General features: G+C 74.7%; 7 protein-coding genes. 4 read left to right on the forward strand and 3 right to left on the reverse strand.

Going from position 1 to position 7,282, the window contains the following annotated elements:
- Positions 1-57: 57 nt before the first annotated feature.
- Both ACFUVW_RS18140 and malQ read right to left on the reverse strand, forming a co-directional pair.
- On the reverse strand, positions 58-978 hold the full coding sequence (locus ACFUVW_RS18140; protein WP_430572706.1) for a hypothetical protein: 921 nt from the start codon (positions 976-978) through the stop codon (positions 58-60).
- A 244-nt stretch (positions 979-1,222) separates the two neighbouring features.
- Positions 1,223-3,358 (reverse strand): 4-alpha-glucanotransferase, encoded by a 2,136-nt coding sequence (gene malQ, locus ACFUVW_RS18145; RefSeq protein ID WP_430572711.1) that lies wholly within the window; start codon positions 3,356-3,358, stop codon positions 1,223-1,225.
- A 284-nt stretch (positions 3,359-3,642) separates the two neighbouring features.
- Here malQ and ACFUVW_RS18150 point away from each other — a divergent pair, with 284 nt between their 5' ends.
- The gene (locus ACFUVW_RS18150; RefSeq protein WP_430572707.1) at positions 3,643-4,704 is read left to right on the forward strand and encodes a mechanosensitive ion channel family protein; all 1,062 of its coding nucleotides are present in this window, start codon (positions 3,643-3,645) and stop codon (positions 4,702-4,704) included.
- 1 nt (position 4,705) lies between these two features.
- On the opposite strand, the gene ACFUVW_RS18155 is transcribed toward ACFUVW_RS18150, so the two are convergent.
- Positions 4,706-4,954, reverse strand: coding sequence for a glucose PTS transporter subunit EIIB (locus ACFUVW_RS18155; RefSeq protein ID WP_429728304.1), 249 nt, complete (start codon positions 4,952-4,954; stop codon positions 4,706-4,708).
- A gap of 104 nt (positions 4,955-5,058) precedes the next feature.
- On the opposite strand from ACFUVW_RS18155, the gene ACFUVW_RS18160 reads away from it, so the two are divergent.
- The 3 genes from ACFUVW_RS18160 to ACFUVW_RS18170 all read left to right on the forward strand — a co-directional run.
- Positions 5,059-5,454, forward strand: coding sequence for a globin (locus ACFUVW_RS18160; protein WP_430572708.1), 396 nt, complete (start codon positions 5,059-5,061; stop codon positions 5,452-5,454).
- Between the two features lie 35 nt (positions 5,455-5,489).
- Positions 5,490-6,413, forward strand: a complete 924-nt coding sequence (locus ACFUVW_RS18165) for an acyl-CoA thioesterase (protein WP_430572709.1) — start codon at positions 5,490-5,492, stop codon at positions 6,411-6,413.
- Positions 6,414-6,483: 70 nt separating this feature from the next.
- Positions 6,484-7,282: DNA topoisomerase IB (locus ACFUVW_RS18170; RefSeq protein ID WP_430572710.1), on the forward strand; the 799-nt coding region annotated here is incomplete at its 3' end.

Below are 7,282 nucleotides of genomic sequence, written 5' to 3' on the forward strand. Positions count from 1 at the left end.
CGCCCCCGGAGGGACAACACCCCCGGGGGCGTCCGCCGCGTCTGGCCGCGAGCGCACTCAGGCCCTCCCCGCCGCCAGGCCCGCCGCTCTCGGGAGCACGAGCCGCCCTCGTCCGACGAGCGCGCGCCGCACCCGCACGTGGAACGCATGCGGGTGATCGATGTCGGGCCAGTCGGAGCGGACGATGCGCCATCCTTCCGCCTCGATCGCGAGCTGGCGGGCCCGCTCCCGACGGCGGACCCGGTCCGGGTCCCCATCGGCCAGCTCCGTGTACTTGACCTCACCGTCGAACTCGATGCCGACCTTCGCGGCGGGCCAGCCGAGGTCCAACCATCGCGGTCCGAGAGACGTCAGGACCGGGATCTGCGTCGTCGGGCGCGGCAGCCCTGCCTCGATGAGACCGCACCTGGTGAGGGTCTCCCCAGGGGACTCCGCTCCTGCATCGGCGAGATCCAGGACACGACGGGCCTGGACCACGCCCCTCTTCCCCCTCGACTCGTCGAGGATCCGGCGCACGAGCGAGCGATCCGCGCCGTGCCTCAGCGCGCAGTCCATCACCACGAGCGCCGCCTCGAACGAGAGCGTCCGAGCACAGTCCACGGCGGTGCGTTCCATGCTCGTCACGGGCAGGCCACCGGCCTCGCCACGGTCGCGCTCCGGGAGCGGCGTCCAGTGCCGACTCACGAGGAACCGGTGATCCCACGAGTCGTCCTCCCGACGGACCTGTGGCGGGTACAGCTGGGTCAGGTGCACCCGATCGGCGAGCCGGAAGGTCCACATGCCGTGCAGCAGCGCCGCCGTCTCGTGGCTGAACCACACGTCGCTGTCGAGCGAGCTCCAGGCCGCAGCGACCCGGGCGAGGACGAGGTCACGCCGCGCGCGGGCCTCCACCCTGTCCGGAGACGCCGGGACGTAGAGGCCGGGACGCAGGCGCGTCAGCTCCGCGTCGACCTCCGCGAGGTGTTCGATCTCGGGCATCCCTCGCGCGGTCAGCAGCGAGGGGAGGGTCGGCGGAACGAGCGGCGGCGGCGCAGGGCGTGTCCAGGTCACGAGCGACACGTTGGCGACGAGGTCGCCGCGGCGTCACCGCCCGTCCGAGGATCTGTGGACAACGGCCTCTGACGGCGTCCTGGGGGCAGGCTCCTCTATCTCGCGCAAGGCGCTTCTCTATCTCGGCGCGAGGGGTTCTCTTTCTCGGCGAAGGAGGCTCTCTGTCTCGCGGTCAGCGGGCGGTGCGCACCGCCTGGACCAGCGACCGCAGGCGGGCGTTGTCGAAGAGGTCGTCGACGAGGACGACGTTGCCCGACCCGTCGGCCAGCGGCACCTTCCAGTTGGGGTACTCCTGGTCCGTGCCGGGCTGGTTCTGCGTGCGCCGCTCGCCGACGGCGTCGGTGAGCTGCACGCCCACGAGCGCGGCCGGCGACCTCCGCAGGTACCGGTGCAGCCCCTCGACGATCTCGCGCTCGGACGGGTGCTCGGAGACCAGCCCGCGGACGGCGAGGGCCAGTACCGCCTGGTCCCGCTCGGCGCGGGCGGCGGCGCGCAGCTCCTGCGCGTCGTCGGCGAGCAGCCCGAGGCGCTCGCGCAGGTCGACGTGCTCCCCGGCGAGGTAGCCGGCGGCCGGCGGCATGTCGTGCGTACCGACGGTCGCGAGCGACGCGCGCCGGTACTTCTCCGGCTCCAGGGGGCGGCCGTCCTCCTTCTCGAACCAGAGCACGGAGGTGCCGAGCACGCCGCGGTCGGCGAGCTCGTCGCGCACCCACGGCTCGAAGACGCCCAGGTCCTCCCCCACGACGACGGCGCCGGCCCGGTGCGCCTCGAGGCACAGGATGCCGAGCAGCGCCTCGTGGTCGTAGCGCACGTACGCACCGGCGGCCGGCGAGGACCCCGCGGGCACCCACCACTGCCGGAACAGCCCGAGCACGTGGTCGACCCGGAGCGCGCCCGCGTGCCGCAGCACCGTGCGCAGCATGTCGCGGTACGGCGCGTAGCCGGCCCGCGCCAGCGCCCGCGGGTTCCACGGCGGCTGCGACCAGGCCTGCCCCTGCTGGTTGTACATGTCCGGCGGGGCCCCGACGGAGACGTCGCGGGCGAGGACGTCGCGGTGCGCCCAGGCGTCCGCGCCCTCGGGGTGGGCGCCGACGGCGAGGTCGTGCATGACGCCGATCCGCATCCCCGCCTCGCGGGCCACGCGCTGGGCGGTCTGCTTCTGCTCGTCGGCCACCCACTGCAGCCACACGTAGAACTCGACGCGTTCGGCGAGCTGCTCGCGCAGGGCCGCGACGGCGGGCGACGCCGGGTCCCCGAGCTCGTCCGGCCGCGGACGGGAGCCGAGGTGCTCGACGATCGCGCACCAGGTCGCGAAGTCGCGCAGACCCGCGCCCTCCTCCGCGACGAACTCCTGGTACGCGGCCTCGCGCGCGGCCCGCCGGGGCGCGGTGAACACCACCTCGAGGGCCGCCTTCTTGGCCTCCCACACGGCGTCGCGGTCCAGCGCGCCGGGGTCGGCCACGAGGTCCCGCACCGGGTCGGCCGCCCACTCCACGAGGGAGCGGTCCGCCGCCGACAGGTACGCCGTCTCCGGGATGTCCTCCACCCGCACGTACAGCGGGCTGAGGAAGCGCCGGCTCGTCGGCAGGTACGGCGACGGCGTCACCGGCGTCACCGGCTCGGTCGCCGACAGCGGGTTGACGCCGACGAAGTCCGCGCCCGCGCGGTGCGCCGTCAGCCAGGCCAGGTCGGCGAGGTCGGCCAGGTCGCCCACGCCCCACGACGTGCGCGAGCGCACCGAGTAGAGCTGGAGGAGGAAGCCCCACCACTGGTCGTCCTCCAGCCCGGCGGGCAGCTCCAGGCGCCGCGGGGTGACGACGACCGTGGCGCGGGACTCGTGACCCTCCGTGAGCGCGTGCAGCGAGTGCCAGCCCAGCGGCAGGTCGTCCGGCAGCGCGAACGTCGCGCGGCCCACGCGCCTCCCGTCCACGGAGCGGGGCTCGACGAGGACGTCGAGCTGTTCCAGGTCACGGCGGCGGCGCACCGCGTGCTCGCGCGCCGCGGGCTCGGCCCCGTCCAGCTCGAGCCACACGTGCACGGCGGCGCCGTCGGTGACGTGCACCGGGACCTGTGCCCCGGCGCCCTCGCGGACCACGACCGTGGGCGGCAGGACGGCGCGCCACTCGTCGTCGCGGGCGCGCTGCAGGCTGTGCGTCACCTGCTGCGGGGTCCCGGCCGGCACGCCCAGCGCGCCCAGCACCGCCACGAGCGTCGACGCCGGCGCGCGGACCACGTCGCCGCCGAAGCCGTGGTGCTCGCCGAGCACGCCGTACGCCTCGGCGAGCTCGCGCAGCTCGTCGCTCGGCACAGTGTCCGCCGCCTCGGTCGTCGCGCCGGACGCGGACGACTCCGCCGCGTCCTCGACGGGGGCGGGGTCGGCCGTGGAGCCCGACGGAGCGTCGGCCACCGCCTCGGGTGCGTCGGTGCGCTCGTCGTCGGGCGTCTTGTCCGTGTCGTCCGGGGTGGTCGGCTGGTCCTTGCTCACGGTGACGATCCTGCCATCGGTTGCCCCACCAGGCCGTCCGCCCACGCGGCACGACCTCACGCACGCCGACGTTTCGTCGCGGCGCCCTCGCTCGCTACCGTGGGCGGGTGACCCCCGTGATCTCCACCCTCCGGACCGCTGCCCCGGCGGCGGTGACCCCGGCACCCACCCCCAGCCCGAGCGCGACGAACACCGAGTCCGCCGTCGAGGACACCATCCAGGCCGCCGCCGACGCCGGCGAGTCGTTCTGGACGTGGTTCACGGGCTGGCCGCTGCACATCCTGATCATCCTCGTGATCGGCATCGTGGTGCTGGTGCTGCTGCGCCGCGTGATCGCGCACGTCACGGAGCGGATCGCGACCGGCGCGGGGACCACGACGGCCGAGAGCACGCCGACCTGGCGCCGCTACCTGCAGCGCACGCCGTTCGTCGAGGACGCGATCGCGATGGCGAACCCGCTGGCCAGCCAGCGGCGGGCGCAGCGGGCCCGCACGGTCGGCTCGGTGCTGCGCTCGACGGCCAACATCGTGGTCGGGACGCTCGTCGCGCTGATGATCCTCTCGGAGCTCGACGTCCAGGTCGGGCCCCTCATCGCCTCCGCGGGAGTCGTCGGCATCGCACTGGGCTTCGGCGCCCAGAGCCTGGTGAAGGACTTCATCTCCGGTGTCTTCCTCCTGGTCGAGGACCAGTTCGGCGTGGGCGACGTCGTCGACCTGGGCTCGGGCGCGCTCGGCACGGTGGAGGAGGTGCAGCTGCGCGTCACCCAGGTGCGCGCCTTCGACGGCACCCTCTGGTACGTGCGCAACGGCGAGATCCTGCGGGCCGGCAACATGACGCAGCAGTGGTCGCGCGCCGTCGCGGAGGTGCGGGTCCCGGTGGACACCGACGTCGACGTCGTGCGGGCCGCGCTCGGCCGCGCGGCCGACGCCGTCCAGGCCGACCCGGAGCTGTCACCGCTGCTCCTCGAGGCCCCGTCGGTGCGCGGCGTGGACGCCGTCAACGACATCACCATGTCGTTCACCCTGCACGCGCAGACCCGGCCGGGCGACCAGTGGGAGGTCTCGCGCGAGCTGCGCCGCCGCGCCCAGGCGGAGCTGCGCACGGCGGGCGTGCTCGTGCCGCCGGCCGACGTCGAGCCGGCGGTGATCGAGCCGGGGCCCGAGGCCTGAGTCAGGAGACGAGCAGCGGGTCCATCTGGGCGGCCAGGTCGTCCGCCTCCGGGCCCACGATGACCTGGACCACGCGGCCGGAGCGCACCACGCCGAACGCGCCCGACGCCTTGAGCCCCTGGTCGTCCACGAGCGCCGGGTCGCTCACCTCGACCCGCAGCCGCGTGATGCAGGGCTCGAGCTCGACGACGTTCCGGCTGCCGCCGAGCGCCGCGAGGATGTCGTCGGCCTTGTTCGGGGCGATGGTCATGGGGGCCTCCCGTGGAGTGCGTCGTTGCAGGTCCGTGACCAGCCTAACCCTCCCCGGCGCCGAGCGGGAGGAGCAGCACCGCGGGTGTCTGGGAGGATGGCCCGGTGACGGACCAGACTTCACCCGCGTCGTTCTACGACGCCGTCGGCGGGCACGCGACGTTCGAGCGCCTCGTCGACGTGTTCTACGAGGGCGTCGCCACGGACGAGGTGCTGCGCCCCATGTACCCGGAGGAGGACCTCGGGCCCGCGAAGGTGCGGCTCACGCTGTTCCTCGAGCAGTACTGGGGCGGCCCGACGACGTACAGCCAGCAGCGCGGCCACCCGCGCCTGCGGATGCGGCACGCGCCGTTCAAGGTCAACCCCGACGCCCGCGACCGCTGGCTGCGGCACATGCGCGTCGCCGTCGACGCGCTGGACCTGGCGCCGATCCACGAGTCCCAGCTGTGGGACTACCTCGAGCGCGCGGCGTACAGCATGATCAACACGTTCGACGAGTGACCTCGACCCGACCTGCGACCCGACCTGGAGTGCGCGTGAGCGAGACGTCCACCACCACACCCGCCCCCGCGGGCATCCCCGACGCCCTGGACCGGCTGCTGTCGGCGCTCGACCTGCGCGAGGTCGACGGCTGGGGCCCGCGCGGCGAGGACGACCTGTGGCGCGGCGACAGCGTGCCCGGCCCGGCCCGCCGCGTGTACGGCGGACAGGTGCTGGCCCAGGCCCTGCTGGCGTGCGGCCGCACGGTGGACGACGACCGGCTGCCCCACTCGCTGCACGCCTACTTCCTGCGCGAGGGCGCCCTGGACACCCCGATCGACTTCGCCGTCGAGCGGCTGCGCGACGGGCGGTCGTTCAGCGCACGCCGCACCCACGCCATCCAGGACAACAAGCCGATCCTGTCGCTGACGGTGTCGTTCCAGACCGACCAGCCCGGCTACGAGACCGCGGAGCCGGCGCCGCCCGGCGTCCCGGCCCCCGAGGACGTCCCGTCGGCGATCGAGGTGCTCGACGGCATCGACCACCCGGCCGCGAAGTTCTGGTCGCACGAGTCCGCGTTCGACCTGCGGCACGTCGGCGGCTCGCTGTACCTGGGCCCCGACCCGGAGCCGAAGCCCACCCAGCAGGTGTGGGTGCGCGCCCGGCACGCCATCGCGTCGGACGACCCGATGCTGCACCGGGCGCTGCTCGCGTTCGCGTGCGACCAGGTGATGCTCGAGCCGGTGCTGCGCCAGGCGGGCCGGTCGTGGATCGACGTCGGCGGCACGGTGCCGATGGCGAGCCTCGACCACGCCATGTGGTTCCACCGCGACGCGCGCGCCGACGACTGGCTGCTGTACGTCCAGGAGTCGCCGGGCGCCCAGGGCGGACGCGGCCTCGGCCTGGCCCGGGTGTACGACCGCGAGGGCCGGCTGGTGGCGAGCATCGCGCAGGAGGGCATGATCCGGCTGCCCGCCTGACCTCGGACGACGCGCGCGGCCCGCCGCGCCGGCGCTGGCGGGGACGCTGCCGGCGCCGCACACTGTGCGCGTGCGACTGCGCCGCGTCTCCGCCTCCTCCCCCGGCTACTCCCGCCGCGCGAAGGGAGACGGCTGGGTGTTCCTCGACGTCGACGGCGCACCTCTCGTCGACGAGGCGGAGGTGGCGCGCTGCACCCGCCTGGCCGTCCCGCCGGCCTGGACCGACGTGTGGATCTGCAGGTACGCCGACGGCCACCTGCAGGCGTTCGGCCGGGACGACGCCGGGCGCGGCCAGTACCTGTACCACGAGGAGTGGCAGGCGCGCCGCGCCCGCAGCAAGCACGACCACGTGCTCGACGTCGGCCGGCGGCTGCCCGCCGCGCGCGCCCGGGTGACGCGCGACCTGGGCGGCGACGGCGTCGGGCGCCGTCGGGTGCTGGCGCTCGCGTTCCGCCTGCTCGACGACGCGTACTTCCGCGCGGGCGGTGAGGTGTACGCGACGCGGCACGGGAGCTACGGCCTCGCGACGATCCGCAAGGAGCACGCCACCGTGCGGCGCGACGGGAGCGTGCACTTCCGGTACCCCGCCAAGTCCGGGCAGCTGCGCGACGTCCTCGTGCAGGACCCGGTGGTGGCCTCCCTCGTCACGACCCTCAAGCGGCGCCGCGGCGGCGTCGACCTGCTCGCGTGGCGGGAGGACGACCGGTCGGGCTGGCACGACGTCACCAGCGCGGACGTCCAGGCCGACGTCAAGGAGCGCCTCGGCGACGACGCGACGCCGAAGGACTTCCGCACCTGGCACGCCACCGTGCTCGCGGCCAGGGCGCTGGCCGACGCCGGCGCGCCGCCGCGCTCGCAGCGGGCGCGGG

Origin of the sequence: Isoptericola sp. NPDC057391, from assembly GCF_042668085.1 — a bacterium.
GTDB lineage: Bacteria > Actinomycetota > Actinomycetes > Actinomycetales > Cellulomonadaceae > Isoptericola.